The sequence below is a fragment of the Amycolatopsis bartoniae genome (assembly GCF_014191255.1).
Lineage (GTDB): Bacteria > Actinomycetota > Actinomycetes > Mycobacteriales > Pseudonocardiaceae > Amycolatopsis_E > Amycolatopsis_E bartoniae.
In genome coordinates this window covers 393,731-410,514 of sequence record NZ_JACHWH010000002.1, presented here as the reverse complement: position 1 = coordinate 410,514, position 16,784 = coordinate 393,731, and the positions used below count along the sequence as shown (strand labels likewise).

Genomic DNA, 16,784 nt, shown 5'->3' with positions numbered 1-16,784 from the left:
TTTTCCCGCGGACTGCAACCACCGGGTGGGGTAGCGGCATCTGCTTGATGTGCACTTCGAGGAGTTCTCCCGCGAACACCTGCCGGGGCTGGTGCGGTTCGCGGCCGTGCTGACCGGGGACCGCGACCTCGCGCAGGACGTCGTGCAGGACGCGCTCGTGCGGGCCCACCAGCGCTGGCGGCGGGTGTCGGCGACCGACCGGCCCGACCTGTACCTACGCAAGATGGTGGTCAACGGCTACCTGTCGTGGCGGCGGCGCTGGTACCAGCGGTCGGTGCGGCCCGCCGACGACGTCACGCGGCTGCGGGAGGTGGCCACGCCGGACCCGGCGCTGCGCATCGCCGACGCCGACCAGCTCGCCGTCCTGCTGGCCGGGCTGAGCCGGCCGCAGCAGGCCGCGATCGTGCTGCGGTTCTACGAGGACCGGGACGACGGCGAGATCGCCGAAGTACTCGGCTGCGCGGTCGGCACCGTGCGCAGCCACATCTCGCGCGGGCTGGCGATTCTGCGCGGGCGGATGACCATGGAGGTGGCCTGATGTCGGAACCGCAGCTGCGCGCGGCCCTGCGGGCCCGCGAACCGCTGGCCCCCGATCCCGAGGCGGTTCTGGGTGGTGCGCGGCGGAAGATCCGGCGGCGCCGGATGGCGAGCGTGGCGGCGGCCGTCGTGGTGACGGTCGGGGGACTGGGGGTGGCGGCGACGACGTTGCGGCCTCCCGCCGAGGAGCCCCGGTTGCCGGTCGCCGCGCCGTCGTCCGCCGCGGTGTCCGCGCCGGACCTGCCGTTCCGGTTCGACGTGCGGGGCTACACGCTCGTGAGCTGGCGGCTGGACTCCGGCGGCACACAGGCGGACTACGCCGCCACGGGCTCGGTCGTCACGATCACCGCGTCGGACACGGACCCGGACGTGGCGGAGGAGCCGAACGGGAGGACCGTCGTGCACGGTGTCGCGGCGACCACGGGGGAGTCCGGCTCCGGGGTTTCGCGGGTGTCGTGGCAGGTTTCGCCGGGGAAGTGGTTGCAGGTGCGGGGCGAGGGCTCGGCGCCGGAGATGGCGGCGCTGGCGGAGGACGTCGTGGCCGGACCGGTGCCCGCGCCGGCGGAGCTGAAGTCGTTGCAGGCACCGGCCGGGCTGCGGCTGGTGTCGTGGGACCACGCGGCGGAGTACGACGTGGCGCAGCTGTGCCCCGAGGCGGCGGACGACCCGCTCTGCGTGACGGTGACGGTGTCGTTGGTGCAGGTGCCGTCGGTCTCGTCGCGGCCGTCCCTGCGGTCGTCGGCGAAACCGTCGGCGACCACCGCGGCGTCGTCGCCCGAGCTGCCGAAAGCCACGACGCAGGCGCCGGCGCAGACGGAGGCACCCGTGACGCGGCGGATCGGGGCGTACCAGGTGGAGGTCACCTCGGCGGCGACGGACCGGTCGGTGCTGACCGCGATCGCGGCCTCGGTGGTGCTGGGCTGAGGCCGCGGCGCGGCGGCCTCAGGCGTTCGCCAGGGTCTCGTCGAGGGGCTGTATCTCATCGAGGGCCGAACCGAGGTGGTCGTGCTCCCGTTCGAGGTCGTAGCGAGCCTGCAACGCCACCCAGAACTGCGCCGTGGTGCCGAAGAACCGCGCCAGCCGAAGGGCGGTATCGGCGGTGATCGCCCGCTTGCCGTGCACGATCTCGTTGATCCGCCGCGGCGGTACGTGGAGCCGGGTGGCCAGTTTGTGCTGGGTCAGCCCGAGCGGGGCCAGGAACTCCTCGGCAAGGATCTCGCCGGGGTGAATGGGTGGCAGCTTGTCGCTCATGTCTCGCGCCCTCCAGTGCGGGCTAGTGGTAGTCGCAGATCTCCACGTCCTCCGGACCTGCGTCCGTCCATCGGAAGCAAACTCGGTACTGGTCGTTGATCCGGATGCTGTGCTGTCCGGCACGGTCCCCGCGAAGGGCTTCCAAGCGGTTGCCGGGAGGCGCGGCCAGGTCGGTCAGGATGGCGGCGGCGTTGACCATTTCGAGTTTGCGCTGAGCCGCTCGTTCGAAGGACTCGAAGCGTTTGACTCGCTGTCGTTGCCACAGCTTGTCGGTGTCCTTGTCTGCGAACGACCTGATCATGACCAAGTGTAACGCGATGCGTTAATAACGGCAAACGTTATGCTCCCCGAACCCGCTCAGCTCCAGATCGTCACGTAGACCGGCGGCCGGAAGCGGGACGGTGGGACGCCCGCGCCGGGGGAGCGCATCACCTGCATCGCCGCCGGGGTGGTCAGGAAGTGGCGCAGTGCGGCCGCCGCCGTGGAGAGGCGGTCCGGCGGCAGCGTGCTCAGGTGCCAGCACTGCGTCGCGGGGGTGGCGGGGGTCGGGACCACCGCGAGCTCACCCCGGCGCACCTGCGGCGCCACGAGGTGCTCGATCGCGACCGACACCCCCTTACCACTCGCCGCCGCGGACCAGGCCGCCGTCTGGTTCGGGAACACGCTGATCTCGCTGTCCGGCACGCCCAGCCGCTGCAGCAGCTGCGCCGTGTCGCTGTCCGGGTCCGCGCCCGACGGGCCCACGAGCCACGGCCACTTCGCCGGGCTGCCCCGGTAGCGCGCCCGCGGCGCGGCCACCGCGACGAGCGCGCAGCGGAAGACCGGCACGCTGGCCAGGCCGCCGTCGAGGCGAGGACCCAGCGCGGCGTCCGCGAGCCTGCTGCCCACCAGCACCGGCATCTCCGCCGTCCGCGCGAGCCCCGCCGACGCGTCGACCGGCAACCCGGACCGCGCGCCGAACGCCTCCAGCAACGGGTTCGCCACGAACTCCGCCAGCGTGCTCGTCACCGCCACCTGCAACCGTTCCGCGCGGCCGTTCGCCTCCCGCACCGCGGCGTCGGCGTCCGCGCCCAGCGCGACCATCTGCGAGGCGATCGGCAGCAGGCGGCTGCCACCCGGCGTGAGCGTCATCCCGCCGCCGGTGCGCACGATGAGCTTGTCGCCGTGGTGGTTGCGCAGCGCGGCGAGCGCCTGCGACACCGCCGGTTCGCTCACCCCCATCGCCCTCGCGGCGTCGGTCACCGAACCGAGCCTGGCGACCAGGACGAAAGCACTCAGCTGTCCGAGCGTCACGCCGGCCGATTCTAGGGGCGGACACTGGCGGTGATCAGCGTTCATAATGGAACCCTTATCGGGCCGTTGCCGGATCACTCGTCCGGCGCAACGCTGCTACGCATGCAGGTACCCGCGCAGTTCCAGTACGAGAGGGCGACCAGCGTCGAGCACGCGCTGAGCCTGCTGGGCAAATACGGGCCGGAATCGCGGATCGTGGCCGGTGGCCACAGCCTGATCCCGATGATGAAACTCCGGCTCGCACAACCCCAGGCCCTGGTCGACATCAACGAGATCGCCGAGCTGGCGCGCATCAGCGTCGACGGGCAGCTGCTGTGCATCGGCGCCATGGCGCGGCACGCGGACCTGCTCGCCTCCGCACTCGCCGGTGAGCATTTCCCGATCTTCCACGACGCCGAGAAACTGATTGCCGACCCGGTGGTGCGAAATCGCGGCACGGTCGGCGGATCGCTGTGCCAGGCCGACCCTTCCGAAGATCTTTCCGCGGCCTTCGCGGCGGTGCGCGCGGAGGCGGTGATCCAGGGCGAGAACGGACAACGTGTCGTGCCGATCCGGGAATTCTTCACCGGCCCTTACGAAACCGCGGTCGGCGACGGGGAACTGCTCGTGCAGGTCCGCGTGCCGATCCGGTCGTCGGCGTCGGCGTACCGGAAGGTCGAACGCCGCGCGGGTGATTGGGCGGTCGCCGCGGCGGGCGCGGAACTGCGGCTGGAGGACGGGGTGATCGCCGAGGCGGGCATCGGGCTCACCGCGGTCGGCGCGGCGAACTTCCACGCGCCGGAGGCCGAGGAGTTCCTCGTCGGCGGGCCCGCGACGGCCGAACGCTTCGAGCGGGCCGGTGCGATCGCGGCCGAGCACTGCGCGCCGGTCGCCGACCAGCGTGGCCCGGTGGACTACAAACGCCACCTCGCCGCCACCCTCACCGCCCGCGCGCTGGCGGCCGCCGCCGCGCGCTGGCACGGCAGGCAGGAGGCATGATGGAGATCAACGTGACCGTCAACGGCACCGAGTACCAGCGGGACGTGGAGCCGCGCCTGCTGCTCGTGCATTTCCTGCGTGACGAGCTGCGCCTGACCGGGACGCATTGGGGCTGCGACACGTCGAACTGCGGCACGTGCGTGGTGTGGCTGGACGAGGTGCCGGTCAAGTCCTGCACCGTCCTCGCGGTGATGGCCGACGGGCACCGCGTGCGCACGGTCGAGGGGCTCGCGAACGGCAGTGAGCTCGACCCGGTCCAGCAGGGCTTCCGCGAGTGTCACGGCCTGCAGTGCGGTTTCTGCACGCCGGGCATGATGCTGACCGCCCGCTGGCTGCTCGACCGCGATCCCGATCCGTCCGAAGAGGACATTCGCGAGGCGATCTCCGGGCAGCTGTGCCGTTGCACGGGATACGAGAACATCGTGCGGTCGGTCCGCTGGGCCGCCGAGCACGAGGCGGCCCAGGAGGAGGTGCAGGCATGACCGCCACCGAAGAGGTGCCGATGGGGTTCGGGCGGATGCACCGCAAGGAGGACGCGCGGTTCCTGCGCGGGCGCGGCAACTACGTCGACGACGTGGTGCTGCCCGGCATGTTGCACGGTGCGGTTCTCCGCAGTCCCTACGCGCACGCGAAGATCCTGTCGGTCGACACGAGCGCGGCCGAGGCGCATCCAAAGGTGCGGGCGGTGATCACGGGCGAGACGCTCGCGGGGCTGGACCTGGCGTGGATGCCGACGCTGTCCGGTGACGTGCAGGCGGTGCTGGCCACCGACAAGGTGCGGTTCCAGGGCCAGGAGGTGGCGTTCGTCGTCGCCGAGGACCGGTACTCCGCGCGGGACGCGCTGGAGCTGATCGACGTCGAGTACGAGCCGCTCGCCCCGGTGGTGGACGCGCGCAAGGCCCTCGACGCCGGCGCCCCGGTGATCCGGGACGACCTGGAAGGCCGTGCGGACAACCACATCTTCGACTGGGAGACCGGCGACAAGGCACGCACGGACGAGGTGTTCGCGAACGCCGAAGTCGTCGCGGTGCAGGACATGCTGTACCCCCGGGTGCACCCGGCGCCGATGGAGACCTGCGGTTCAGTCGCGGACATGGACCCCGTCACGGGCAAGCTCACGATCTGGACCACCACGCAGGCCCCGCACGCGCACCGCACGGTGTACGCGCTGGTCGCGGGGTTGCCCGAGCACAAGATCCGCGTGATCTCGCCGGACATCGGCGGCGGCTTCGGCAACAAGGTCGGCATCTACCCCGGTTATGTGTGCTCCATCGTCGGTTCCATCCTCACCGGCAAACCCGTGAAGTGGATGGAGGACCGCTCGGAGAACCTGATGAGCACCTCCTTCGCCCGCGACTACCACATGCACGGCGAGATCGCGTCCACAAAGGACGGGAAGATCCTCGGTGTCCGGGTCAAGGTGCTCGCCGACCACGGCGCGTTCAACGGCACCGCGCAGCCGACGAAGTACCCCGCCGGGTTCTTCGGCGTCTTCACCGGCTCGTACGACATCGAGGCCGCGCACGCGGAGGTCACCGGCGTCTACACGAACAAGGCGCCCGGAGGCGTCGCGTACGCGTGCTCGTTCCGCATCACCGAGGCGGTGTACCTCGTCGAGCGGCTGGTCGACGTGCTCGCCCACGACCTCGGCCTGGACCCGGCCGAGCTGCGCCTGCGGAACCTGCTGCGGCCCGAGCAGTTCCCGTACCAGAGCAAGACGGGCTGGGAGTACGACTCCGGCGACTACCCGCGCGCACTGCGGCTGGCGCTGGACATGGTCGGCTACGAGAAGCTGCGCGAGGAGCAGGCGAAGCGGCGCGAGGCGGGTGGCGAGCAGCTGATGGGCATCGGCATGGCGTTCTTCACCGAGGCCGTCGGCGCCGGGCCCCGCAAGCACATGGACATCCTCGGGCTGGGCATGGCCGACGGCGCCGAGCTGCGCGTGCACCCGACGGGCAAGGCAGTGCTGCGGCTGTCCGTGCAGAGCCAGGGGCAGGGGCACGAGACGACGTTCGCGCAGATCGTCGCCGAGGAGCTGGGCATTTCGCCCGAGGACATCGACGTCGTGCACGGCGACACCGACCAGACGCCGTTCGGGCTCGGCACTTACGGCTCCCGCTCGACGCCGGTGTCCGGGGCGGCGACGGCCGTGGTCGCGCGGAAGGTCCGCGAGCGCGCGAAGATCGTCGCGGCCGCGATGCTCGAAGTGAGCGCGGACGACCTGGAGTGGGAGAAGGGCCGCTGGTTCGTCAAGGGCGATCGGGCGGCCGGGAAGTCCATTCAGGACATCGCGATGGCCGCGCACTCGAACCTCGAACTGCCCGAAGGTGTCGAAGGGCATCTGGACGCCACCTGCGTCTACAACCCGCCGAACCTCACCTATCCTTTCGGCGCCTACGTGTGCGTGGTCGACGTGGACGCGGGAACGGGACAGGTGAAGGTGCGGCGGTTCGTCGCCGTCGACGACTGCGGCGTGCGCATCAACCCGATGATCGTCGAGGGCCAGGTGCATGGCGGGCTGGCCGACGGCGTGGGCATGGCGCTGATGCAGGGCATGGCGTTCGACGAGGACGGCAACCATCTCGGCGGGTCCTTTATGGACTATCTACTCCCGACGTCGATGGAGTGCCCGTCGTGGGAGCTGGGCGAGACGGTCACGCCGTCGCCGCACCACCCGATCGGCGCGAAGGGCGTCGGCGAGTCCGCGACCGTCGGATCTCCGGCCGCGGTGGTCAACGCCGTGCTCGACGCCCTGAAACCACACGGCGTGCGCCACGCCGACATGCCGCTCACGCCCGCCGCGGTGTGGTGCGCGCTGCAGGGCAGGCCGATCCGCACCGACCTGGCGATTCCGTGACGTCCAGGCTGGCGCTGCTCGCGCAGGCCGACTCGCTGCGGGCGAGCCGGCGGCCCTTCGTGCTGGCCACGGTCGTCCGCGCGCAGCGGCCGACCAGCGCCAAACCGGGCGACTGCGCGCTGGTCCTGCCCGACGGCACGATCGAGGGGTTCGTCGGCGGTGACTGTGCCGAGTCCACGGTGCGGCTGCAGGGGATCCGGCTGCTCGGCACCGGGGAGTCGACCCTGCTGCGCATCACGCCGGAGGCCGGGCCGGGCGAACGAGTCGAAGAAGGTGTCGTGACGGTGGGAAACCCGTGCCTGTCCGGCGGTGCGCTGGAGATCTTCCTGGAGGCGCAGCTGCCCCCGGTGCTCGTCGTGGTGCACGGTGACGCGCCGGTGGCACGCGCGCTCGTTTCGGTGGGCCGGGCACTCGGGTACGACGTGCGGACGGAGGCCGACCCGTTGCCGGAGGACGCGAACGCGGTCCTCGTCGCGTCCCACGGCCGCGGCGAGGACACGGTGCTGAAGGCGGCCGCCGCGGCGGGGATCGACTACATCGGCCTCATCGCGAGCCATCGCCGCGGCACCGCCGTGCTCGACGGCCTGCAGCTCGACGCGGACGTGGTGCACACCCCGGCCGGGTTCGATATCGGGGCGCGGACCCCGGAGGAGATCGCGGTCTCGGTGTACGCCGAGATGATCGCCGCGCGGCCGCGGGAACCGGGGCACGCCTTCGACGTCGAGCCCGCCGAGGCGGTGGATCCGGTGTGCGGCATGAACGTGGCGCTGACCGCCGACGCGCTGCGGCTCACGCACGACGGGCGGCCGTACCACTTCTGCGGCCCCGGCTGCCATCAGGCGTTCGCGGACGACCCCGGCAGGTACGTGCATGCGTGACGCCGTGGCGCGGCTCGCCGCCGAGCTGGAGGACGCGGGTTACCTCACCGACGAGGCTCTGGCGACCGCGTTGTTCCTGGCAGTCGAGCTGCGGCAGCCGATCCTGCTCGAAGGCGAACCCGGAGTCGGCAAGACCGAGGCCGCGAAAGCGCTTTCCCGGGCGCTGGACACGAAGCTGATCCGGTTGCAGTGCTACGAAGGGCTCTCGTCCGCGGATGCGCTGTACGAGTGGAACTATCCACGGCAGTTGTTGGGCATCCGGCTCGCCGAAGTACGTGGGGAAGCACTGTCCGAAGCGGACTTGTTCTCCGACGATTATCTTCTGGCCCGGCCGTTGCTGGCGGCGATCGAGCACCCGGGCCCGCGTCCGGCCGTGCTGTTGATCGACGAGGTCGACCGCGCGGACGACGAGTTCGAGGCGTTCCTGCTCGAACTGCTCGCGGAGGCCACCGTCAGCATTCCCGAGCTGGGTACGCGGCGGGCCGTGGTGCCGCCGATCGCCGTACTGACGTCGAACCGCACCCGTGAGCTGCACGACGCGCTCAAGCGGCGTTGTCTGTACCAGTGGATAGCGCATCCGGATGCCGGCCGGGTGGCGGCGATCATCCGCCTGCGGGTGCCCGCCGCGGAGGACTGGCTGGCCGAGCGCGTGGCGCGGTCGGTGCAGCGGTTGCGCGGGCTCGACCTGGCCAAGCCACCGGGCGTGGCGGAGGCGATCGACTGGGCCGCGGCGCTGCACGCGCTCGGTGTGCGGGAGCTCGACGGAACCGCGGCCCGGCACACCGTCAGCGCGGTGCTCAAGTACGAGGAGGACCGGGCGGTCGCCGAGGCGGCCGGAGGCTGGTGGTGAGCGACCTCGCGGTGCTCGCCGCCCGGTTCGGCGAGGCGTTGCGGCGCGAGGGAGTGGCGGTCGGGGCCGACCGGTCGGCCCGCTTCGCGCAGGCCCTCGTCGCGGTCGACGCCCAGCGGATCCGGGAGGTCTACTGGTGCGCGCTGGCCACGCTGGTGTCCACTTCGGACGAAGTTGCCGTGCTGGACCGCGTGTTCGAGGCCGTGTTCGGTGACGGCTTCGACCCGGCGGACTTCCGTGGCGACCGTCCTGATGAGACACTGACCGCCGGTCAGTTCACCGCTGGTGGTACGACGGCGGGAAAGGAACGCGAGGTTCCGCTGGCGACTCTCGGCAGCGCTGCGGAACGCTTGGCGTCACGCGATTTCACGGATCTCGAACCCGGCGAGCTGGAGCAGCTTCGTGAGCTGATGCGACGGTTCCGGCTGGCGACGCCTACGCGGCGATCCCGGCGGAAGCGGGCCGCGGCAGGCGGTCGACGTGTCGACATGCGGGAGACGCTACGCCGGGCACGGCGCAGCGGCGGGGAACCGGCGGTGTTGCGGCGCTGGGTTCCGCGGGAGAAACCGCGACGGCTCGTGGTGCTGTGCGACATCTCCGGCTCGATGGAGGCGCACGCCCGCGCGATGCTCCAGCTGCTGGTGTCCGCGAACCTCGGCGCGAAGGCGGAGGTGTTCACGTTCGCGACCCGGCTGACGCGCCTGACGCGGGTGCTCGCCCACGACCCCGCTGCGGCGATGCGCCGGGCCGGGACGGAGGCGCCCGACTGGTCCGGTGGCACGAGGATCGGCGCGGCGCTGCGCGAGTTCCTCGACACCTTCGGCGCGCGGGGCATGGCGCGCGGCGCGGTGGTGGTGATCATTTCCGACGGCTGGGAGACCGGCGATCCCGCCCCACTGGCGGCACAGATGGCGAGGTTGTCGCGGCTGGCGTTCCGCGTGGTGTGGGTGAACCCGCGCACCGCGCAACCCGGCTACCGCCCGCTCGTCGGCGGCATGGCCGCGGTGTGGCCGTACTGCGACGCGGTGGTGAGCGCACACCGCCTCGACGCGCTGGACGCACTGCTCGACGCCGTCGGGTAGGGGAGGCCCTACCGTCGACCGGGGTGTGCGCGGTCGTGTTCCCGGCGGCCGCCGCTGGTTGTGTGGTCGGCATGACGATCCAGCTGCAGCGGGCCACGGCCGCGGAGCTCCGCGACGTGACGCGGGAGTACGGCGGCAAGCACGCCCGGGTACGGGCGCTCGACGGGGTGAGTGTGGCCTTTCCGAGGGGGTCCTGGACGGCGGTGATGGGACCGTCCGGCTCCGGCAAGTCCACGCTGTTGCAGTGCGCGGCGGGGCTGGAGCAGGTGAGCGGCGGGCAGGTGCTCCTCGGCGGGCGGGACATCACGAACGCGGCGGACCGGGAGCTGACCGCGCTGCGGCGCGAGCAGGTCGGGTTCGTGTTCCAGAGCTTCAACCTCATCGGTTCGCTGACGGCGGAGCAGAACGTGGCGCTGCCGCTGAAGCTCGCCGGGCGCCGGGTGTCCACAAGGGACGTTCGCGCGGTGCTGGGGAGCGTGGGGCTGGCGGACCGGTTGCGGCACCGTCCGCGTGAGCTGTCCGGCGGGCAGCAGCAGCGGGTCGCGATCGCGCGGGCGATGGTGACACGGCCGGAGGTGCTGTTCGCGGACGAGCCGACCGGGGCGCTGGACTCGAAGTCGGCCCGCACGGTACTGGACCTGCTGCGGCGGCTGGTCGACGCGGCGGGCCAGACGATCGTGATGGTCACCCACGACCCGGCGGCCGCGGCCCGCGCGGACGCGGTGGTGTTCCTGTCGGACGGCCGGGTGGTGGACCGCGCGGTCTCCCCGTCCGCGCGCGAGGTAGCGGACCGGCTCGCGGCTCTGGAGTCGTGATGGTGGCGTGGTTTTCCCGGCGGCGCGGTCCGGCACGCGTGTTCGCGGCAGCGGCTTGTGCCGGTGCGGCGGCGGATGGGCTTGCGGGCGCGGGGGTGCGATGGCAGCGAGGCTGGCCGGGGGTCGCTTCGCCGCATGATCCGATGCCCGCGGCCCGCGCGGCCGCGGTGGTTTCGCCGTCCGCACCGGACCGGCTCGCGGCTTTGGAGGCGTGATGTTCACCTTGTCCTTGTCCACCTTCCGGGAGCGCTGGCCGTTGTTCGTCGGCGCGATCGTCACCGTCGTGCTGGGCGTGGCGCTGGTGCAGTCGTCCCTGCTGGTGCTGCTGTCCGCGACGGCCCACGTCGAGGCGATCACGCTGGTGAGCATGACGCTGGGCATCGCCGCGTTCCTGGCCGTGTTCATCGTGTCCTCGACGTTCGCTTTCACCATCGCGCAACGACGGCGCGACCTCGCTCTGCTGCGGTTGGTCGGCGGCAGCAGACGCCAGCTACGACGGCTGCTGCTGTCGGAAGCGTTCCTGCTGGGCCTGGTCGGGACCGCGCTCGGCGCACCGCTGGGACTGGTCACGATGCGCGTGCAGGCGTGGCTGCTGACCGACCTCGGGTTCGTGCCCGCCCCGTTCCCCGTGCGCTGGCACGACTGGATCCTCGCGGTCTCGGCGGGCATCGGGCTCGGGGTCTCCCAACTGGGCGTGCTGGCCGCGTCCCGGCGCGCCTCGCGGGTGCGGCCACTGGAGGCGTTGCGCGACAACGGTGACGCGGCACGCGTGATGACCCCGGCGCGGTGGTTCTTCGGGCTGCTGTTCCTCGCCGGCTCCATCGCGCTCGCGATCGTCTCGCGGTTCGCCGGTCCGGACGGCGCGATCGCGCTGTCGGTGAACGTCGCGTTGACCGGCGCGGTCGCCCTCAGCGCGCTCAGCCCGCTGGTCGTGCCGCCCGCGGCCCGGCTGTTCGGGCTGGTGCTGGGCCGCACTCCGCTCGGCGGACTGGCCCGCGCGAACCTGCGCGACGGCGTCCGCCGCAGCGCGTCGACCGCGGCGCCGTTGCTCGTGCTGGTCGCGCTCGTGGTCGGCATGTCGGGCACGCTGACGACACTGTCCGAAGCGGGACACCGCCGGCTGGCCGACGACCTCCGCGGCGACTTCGTGGTGCCCTCGGCGGTCAGCCCACCGCTCGGGGCCACGGCGTCCACCGAATACACCGTCCCGGTCACCATCCAGAGCGACGACGACTCCGACGAAGACGAGGCCCTCGTCGTGGATGAAAGCGCTTACCGACAGGCACACCGCCTGGCGCCGTTGAGCGGCTCACTGACGGACCTGCACGGCCTCACCGTCGCCGGACCGGGGCTGACGATGGGGGAGACGCTGCGGATGAGCGTCGGAGGAAAGGACATCCGGCCACGCGTGGTCGCGGTGCTGCCGGACGACTTCAGCGGCGGCCCGGCCTACCTGCTGCCACGCGAACTGGTGCCGCCCGAGGTGCTCGCGCAGTCACCCGCGCGCACCATCATCGACGTGGCGCCCGGCACGGATCCCGCCGCGCTGCCTCAACCGGCGTCCACTGTGGACGAATGGATCACGAACACCGCCACGAAGCAGGACACCGTGAACACCGGCATCATGACCGTCCTCATGGGACTTGCCGGGCTGTACGCGCTGGTGGCCGTGATCAACGCGGTGGTCATCGCGGCGGCCGAACGGAAGTCCGAGTTCGCGGCGGCCCGCGTGACCGGACTGGACCGCGCGCAGGTGGTGCGGATGGCGTTGCTGGAGGCCGAGGTGGTCGCGGGCACCGGTGTGCTGCTGGGGCTGCTCGCCGCCGCGGGGAGCGTCGCGGGCCTCGGCTCCGCGGTGGGGCTGGTGGTGGTGCCGTGGACCGTGGCGGTACTCGTCGCGGCCGGGGCGTTCCTGGTGGTCGGGGTGACGAGCGTGTGGACGAGCCTGTCCGCGACCCGCCCGGCCCCGGTCAGCCTGGTGGGGGCGCGGGAGTAGCCGCCCCCACCAGGGCGCCGGACGTCAGCGGCCGCCTTGTTCCGCCGCTCGTTCCGCGGCCTTCTCCGCGCGCCACTGCTCGTCCGTCGCTCCGCGGCGCCAGTAGCCGGAGATCGACAGGAGGTCCTTGCGCACCCCGCGTTCGTCGAGCAGGTACCGGCGCAGCTCCCGCACGAACCCGGCCTCCCCGTGCACGAACGCCTGCACCGTGCCCTCCGGGAAGTCCAGCTCCCGCACCGCCGTCACGAGGTCCTCGCCCGCCGACCGGTGGACCCAGCGCACCTGTGCGTCGCCCTTGGTGGCCAGCGGCTGCTCCTCGCTCGCGTCCTCGATCTCGACGAACACGCGCACCGGCACCCCGGCGGGCATGGCTTCGAGCGTCAGCGCGATCGCGGGCAGCGCGCTCTCGTCGCCGGCCAGCAGGTGCCAGTCGGCCTCGTCGCCCGGCGCGTACGCCCCGCCGGGCCCGTTCAGCAGCAGGTCGTCGCCCGGCTGCACGCGCCGCGCCCACGGTCCGGCGATCCCCTCGTCGCCGTGGTGCACGAAGTCGATCGCCAGCTCCCGTGCGTCCGCGTCGTAGTGGCGCACCGTGTAGCTGCGCATCACCGGCCACTGCTCCCGCGGGTACTCCGCCCGGATGACGCCCATGTCGAACGGCTCCGGATACGTGACACCCGGCTGCGGGAACAGCACCTTGACGTACGCGTCGGTGAACTCGTTGGGCCGGAACGCGGCGAACCCGTCGCCGCCGGCCACGATCCGGATCATGTGCGGGGTGAGCTGCTGCTTCCGCAGCACCCGCAGCTTGACCGCCGGGCCTCCTCTGCGCCTGTCCGCCATGTGTGAACTCCTCAATCTCGTCCCAGTGCTGTTAGGCTACCCTAAGAATGCGGTTCCACGCCTTGACGGAACCGGGTCCCGCGGAAAAGATCGGCGGATGGTTCTGGAACCGACCGCCGGCGCGGGCTTCGACGCGGACCGCCTCCAGCGCATCGACAGGCACTTCGCCCGTTACGTCGACGAAGGCCTGTTGCCGGGCTGGCAGATCGTGCTCACCCGGCGCGGCGAGGTGGTGCACCATTCGCGGTACGGACACCGGGACGTCGAAGCCGGGAAACCGGTCGAACCCGACACGTTGTGGCGCATCTTCTCGATGACGAAACCGGTCACGTCGGTCGCCGCGATGATCCTCTTCGAGGAGGGCGCCTTCGACCTCACGGACCCGATTTCCCGCTGGCTGCCCGAGTTCGCCGAGCCACGCGTGTACGTGAAGGGCTCCGCGGTCAACCCGGTCACCGAACCCGCCACCGAACCCATCCGCGTCTGGCACCTGCTCACGCACACCTCCGGCCTGACCTACGGTTTCCACCACGCCCACCCGGTCGACGCCATCTACCGGCAGGCCGGCTTCGAATGGGGCACGCCGCCGGGCATGGACCTGGCCGCCGTGTCGGAGGCGTGGGCGCGGCTGCCACTGGTGTTCCAGCCCGGCAGCGAGTGGAACTACTCCGTCTCCACCGACGTCCTCGGCAGGCTCGTCGAGGCCGTGTCGGGCAAGCCGCTCGACGAGTTCTTCGCCGAGCGCATCTTCACCCCGCTGGGCATGACCGACACGTCCTTCGGCACCGACGACACCGACCGCCTCGCCGCGCTGTACGTGCCGGAACCGGGCTCCCGCAAGGCAATCCGCAACGAAGCCTTCGGCCGGACCGGCGTCGGCAGGCCCGACTGCTTCTCCGGAGGCGGCGGCCTGGTGTCGACGGCCGCGGACTACCACCGGTTCACCCAGTTCCTGTTGCGTGGCGGCGAGCTCGACGGCGTGCGCCTGCTCAGCCCGCGCACCGTGGCACACATGGCGAGCAACCACCTGCCCGGCGACGTGGACCTGGAAGCCTACGGGCGTCCGCTGTTCGCCGAGATGCCGTTCGACGGCTTCGGTTTCGGGCTCGGCTTCTCCGTGCTCAAGGACCCGGTGAAGGCGAAAACCCTGTCCAGTCCCGGTGAATACGCGTGGGGTGGCGCGGCGAGCACGGCGTTCTGGGTCGACCCGGCGGAGGAGCTCACCGCGTTGTTCTTCACCCAGCTCCTGCCGTCGAGCACGCACCCGATCCGCCAGCGCCTGCGGCAGCTCGTCTACCAGGCACTCGTGGAGTAGTCACCACGGTACGGTTTCGCCGAAGCGGTCGAGGAACTCCAGGCCGGGTTTGCCCAGCCGCGACAGCAGGACGTCCACCACCCGCGGCACGGTCTCCTCGATGGTGAACGGCGCGTCCGGCCCGCCCAGTGCCGTGCGGATCCAGCCGGGCGCCATGAGGACGAACGCGCGCCCGGTCTCGGACGGCCGGGCCGCGTAGCTGCGCATGAACATGTTCAGCGCCGCCTTGCTGCCGCGGTAGAGCTCGCGCGAGCCGGTGGTGTTGTTGGTGATGCTGCCCTGCCCGGAGGACATCACCCCGATGAGCCCGGCCGGCGCCACGAGGTCTTCGAGCGCCTCGATGACGCGCAGGGGGCTCAGCGCGTTGGTGACCATCACGTCGACGAAGTCAGCCGTCGACACGGCGCCGATCGGGGTGTCCACCGCGTTGTTCGTGGTGCCCGCGTTGACGAAGAGCACGTCGAGTTCCCGGTGCGCGAGGCGCTCGTGCAGGGCTGCCAGCTGGGTCGGTTCGTTGATGTCGAGGTGCTCGACCTGGACGCGGCCGCCGGAGCGGTCGGCCAGGTCGTGCAGGGGCGTGCGAGCCGTGGTGTCGCGGACGGTGCCGATGACGTGCCATCCCCGGTCGTGGAGTTCGGTCGCGATCGCGTGCCCGAGGCCGCGGGACGCGCCGACGATGAGAGCGGTTGAAGTCATGCTCCGAGTCTTTCCGCTGTTCGATCTTCGGAGCACGCCCGGAGCCCCGTTTTGTAGGATTGCCTCTGTGGGAGACCCGTTCATGGTTGAATCCGTCACTGCGCAGCCCGAGGACGTGCGTCTCATTCGCGCGCTCCAGATCGCGCCACGGGCCTCGTTCGCCTCGATCGCGGCCGCGCTCGGCGTGACTGAGAGCGCTCTCGGTCGCCGGTACCGCCGGTTGCGGGCGGCCGGCGTCATCCGGGTCGCCGGGGTCGTCAACCCGGGGGCGTTGGGGCAGAGCAGGTGGCTGGTGCGGCTGCGCTGCCGTCCCGGAAGCGTCGCGGCGATCGCCGACGCGCTCGCGAAGCGCCCGGACGTCAGCTGGGTGGCCCTGTGCGCGGCGGGTTCCGAGATCACCTGCGCGGTGCGGTCGCGGACCCAGGAACAACGCGATGACCTGCTCGGTCACCGGCTTCCGCGCACTGCTGCCGTCCTCGACCTCAACGCGTTCGCGATGCTCCGCCAGTTCGTCGGCGGTCGCGGCCACTACTGGGTCGCGCTGCGTGGCACGCTGACGCCGGAGGAGGAAGCGGCCCTCGGCAGCGACGGCACCCCGTTCAAGGAAGCGCCGGTCGTCGCTGCGGATCCCGTGCAGTTGACGCCCGAGGACGAGAAGATGCTGGACGTGCTCGCCGCGGACGGCCGCGCCGGTCTCGTGGACCTCGCCGCCGCGGCGGACCTCACGCCCGGGCGCGCCGCCCGCCGCCTCGAACTCCTGCTCGCGCGTGGTGTCGTGCACATCGACGTCGAGCTCTCCGCGGTGGCGCTGGGGCTGCACGCCCGGGCGAACCTCTGGCTGCGCGTGCACCCGTCCGCGGTCAAGAGCGTCGGCCGCGCGCTCGCGCAGGAGCCCGAAATCGGTTTCGCCGCAGCGGTTTCCGGCCCGTACAACCTGCACGCCGTCGCGGTCTGCCGGAATCTCGACGAGCTGTTCGAGTTCACCTCGGACCGCATCGGTTCCCTGCCCGGACTGCAGAGCATGGAGGTCAGCCCGCTGCTCAGGCACGTCAAGCAGTCCGGCACGCTCGTGTCGGGTGACCGGTTAGTGGGTGTCTGAGCCACCGACGTCACCCGGTCTGCTGGTGCCTACGGCAGGGCAGCGACGCTTCGCATGAGCGACTCCAGATCGCGCTCGCCCGCCGGGGTCTGCGCACCGTGCTCCAGAGCCTTCCCCATGAGTCGTGCCGGAAGGTCTCCGCTCACCAGCTCGGCGCAGGCGTCGTTTTCCGCTCGCAGGCCGTCGGTCAGGTCCTTCGGAGGGACCAACTGCTTGACAGCTGCGATGAGCTCAGGTGCGGTTCGCGGTCTCCCGCAGCGCCCGAGGGCGTCGTGCAGCTCGCGGATCAGGGTTCCG

General features: G+C 71.5%; 18 protein-coding genes. 12 read left to right on the top strand and 6 right to left on the bottom strand.

From position 1 onward, the window contains the following. Positions 1 to 49 precede the first annotated feature (49 nt). Together FHX82_RS13845 and FHX82_RS13840 are read left to right on the top strand one after the other, a co-directional pair. Entirely contained in the window at positions 50 to 538 is a 489-nt protein-coding gene (locus FHX82_RS13845; RefSeq protein WP_145936670.1) for a SigE family RNA polymerase sigma factor, read from the top strand. Then, positions 538 to 1,461: a hypothetical protein gene (locus tag FHX82_RS13840; protein ID WP_145936669.1), complete on the top strand. Its 924-nt coding sequence runs from the start codon at positions 538 to 540 to the stop codon at positions 1,459 to 1,461. The genes FHX82_RS13845 and FHX82_RS13840 overlap by 1 nt, the downstream gene beginning before the upstream one ends. Before the next feature lie 18 nt (positions 1,462 to 1,479). Here the strand turns inward: FHX82_RS13840 and FHX82_RS13835 are convergent, their stop codons facing one another. From FHX82_RS13835 to FHX82_RS13825, 3 genes are read right to left on the bottom strand one after another with little or no spacing between them, the layout of a single operon-like run. Next, the gene (locus FHX82_RS13835; RefSeq protein WP_145936668.1) at positions 1,480 to 1,788 is read right to left on the bottom strand and encodes a HigA family addiction module antitoxin; all 309 of its coding nucleotides are present in this window, start codon (positions 1,786 to 1,788) and stop codon (positions 1,480 to 1,482) included. A 22-nt stretch (positions 1,789 to 1,810) separates the two neighbouring features. Continuing rightward, positions 1,811 to 2,089, bottom strand: a complete 279-nt coding sequence (locus FHX82_RS13830; RefSeq protein WP_145936667.1) for a type II toxin-antitoxin system RelE/ParE family toxin — start codon at positions 2,087 to 2,089, stop codon at positions 1,811 to 1,813. A 56-nt stretch (positions 2,090 to 2,145) separates the two neighbouring features. After that, positions 2,146 to 3,081, bottom strand: coding sequence for a LysR family transcriptional regulator (locus tag FHX82_RS13825; RefSeq protein ID WP_145936666.1), 936 nt, complete (start codon positions 3,079 to 3,081; stop codon positions 2,146 to 2,148). A gap of 102 nt (positions 3,082 to 3,183) precedes the next feature. Here FHX82_RS13825 and FHX82_RS13820 point away from each other — a divergent pair, with 102 nt between their 5' ends. The 8 genes from FHX82_RS13820 (at position 3,184) to FHX82_RS13785 (ending at position 12,537) form a co-directional block, all read left to right on the top strand. Next, entirely contained in the window at positions 3,184 to 4,059 is an 876-nt protein-coding gene (locus tag FHX82_RS13820; protein ID WP_145936665.1) for an FAD binding domain-containing protein, read from the top strand. After that, positions 4,059 to 4,541 (top strand): (2Fe-2S)-binding protein, encoded by a 483-nt coding sequence (locus FHX82_RS13815; protein WP_145936704.1) that lies wholly within the window; start codon positions 4,059 to 4,061, stop codon positions 4,539 to 4,541. Before FHX82_RS13820 ends, FHX82_RS13815 begins: the two co-directional genes overlap by 1 nt. Continuing rightward, a complete protein-coding gene (locus FHX82_RS13810; protein ID WP_145936664.1) occupies positions 4,538 to 6,916 on the top strand; it encodes an aerobic carbon-monoxide dehydrogenase large subunit in 2,379 nt (792 codons plus the stop codon). The genes FHX82_RS13815 and FHX82_RS13810 overlap by 4 nt, the downstream gene beginning before the upstream one ends. Continuing rightward, positions 6,913 to 7,794 carry an XdhC family protein gene (locus FHX82_RS13805; RefSeq protein ID WP_145936663.1) on the top strand — a complete coding sequence of 294 codons (882 nt, stop codon included), beginning with the start codon at positions 6,913 to 6,915 and terminating at the stop codon, positions 7,792 to 7,794. The genes FHX82_RS13810 and FHX82_RS13805 overlap by 4 nt, the downstream gene beginning before the upstream one ends. Further along, positions 7,787 to 8,644 (top strand): AAA family ATPase, encoded by an 858-nt coding sequence (locus tag FHX82_RS13800; protein WP_145936662.1) that lies wholly within the window; start codon positions 7,787 to 7,789, stop codon positions 8,642 to 8,644. The genes FHX82_RS13805 and FHX82_RS13800 overlap by 8 nt, the downstream gene beginning before the upstream one ends. Beyond that, on the top strand, positions 8,641 to 9,726 hold the full coding sequence (locus FHX82_RS13795; protein WP_145936661.1) for a vWA domain-containing protein: 1,086 nt from the start codon (positions 8,641 to 8,643) through the stop codon (positions 9,724 to 9,726). The genes FHX82_RS13800 and FHX82_RS13795 overlap by 4 nt, the downstream gene beginning before the upstream one ends. Before the next feature lie 71 nt (positions 9,727 to 9,797). After that, entirely contained in the window at positions 9,798 to 10,541 is a 744-nt protein-coding gene (locus FHX82_RS13790) for an ABC transporter ATP-binding protein (protein ID WP_145936660.1), read from the top strand. A 214-nt stretch (positions 10,542 to 10,755) separates the two neighbouring features. Beyond that, positions 10,756 to 12,537, top strand: a complete 1,782-nt coding sequence (locus tag FHX82_RS13785; protein WP_145936659.1) for an FtsX-like permease family protein — start codon at positions 10,756 to 10,758, stop codon at positions 12,535 to 12,537. Positions 12,538 to 12,561: 24 nt separating this feature from the next. On the opposite strand, the gene FHX82_RS13780 is transcribed toward FHX82_RS13785, so the two are convergent. Next, the gene (locus FHX82_RS13780) at positions 12,562 to 13,377 is read right to left on the bottom strand and encodes a siderophore-interacting protein (RefSeq protein ID WP_145936658.1); all 816 of its coding nucleotides are present in this window, start codon (positions 13,375 to 13,377) and stop codon (positions 12,562 to 12,564) included. A 97-nt stretch (positions 13,378 to 13,474) separates the two neighbouring features. On the opposite strand from FHX82_RS13780, the gene FHX82_RS13775 reads away from it, so the two are divergent. After that, the gene (locus tag FHX82_RS13775) at positions 13,475 to 14,692 is read left to right on the top strand and encodes a serine hydrolase domain-containing protein (protein WP_145936657.1); all 1,218 of its coding nucleotides are present in this window, start codon (positions 13,475 to 13,477) and stop codon (positions 14,690 to 14,692) included. Here FHX82_RS13775 and FHX82_RS13770 read toward each other — a convergent pair whose 3' ends face one another. Then, positions 14,693 to 15,388, bottom strand: a complete 696-nt coding sequence (locus FHX82_RS13770) for an SDR family oxidoreductase (RefSeq protein WP_145936656.1) — start codon at positions 15,386 to 15,388, stop codon at positions 14,693 to 14,695. A gap of 82 nt (positions 15,389 to 15,470) precedes the next feature. Here FHX82_RS13770 and FHX82_RS13765 point away from each other — a divergent pair, with 82 nt between their 5' ends. Continuing rightward, entirely contained in the window at positions 15,471 to 16,487 is a 1,017-nt protein-coding gene (locus FHX82_RS13765) for an Lrp/AsnC family transcriptional regulator (RefSeq protein ID WP_145936655.1), read from the top strand. 29 nt (positions 16,488 to 16,516) lie between these two features. Here the strand turns inward: FHX82_RS13765 and FHX82_RS13760 are convergent, their stop codons facing one another. After that, positions 16,517 to 16,696 carry a hypothetical protein gene (locus FHX82_RS13760; RefSeq protein ID WP_229880881.1) on the bottom strand — a complete coding sequence of 60 codons (180 nt, stop codon included), beginning with the start codon at positions 16,694 to 16,696 and terminating at the stop codon, positions 16,517 to 16,519. Positions 16,697 to 16,784: the final 88 nt, after the last annotated feature.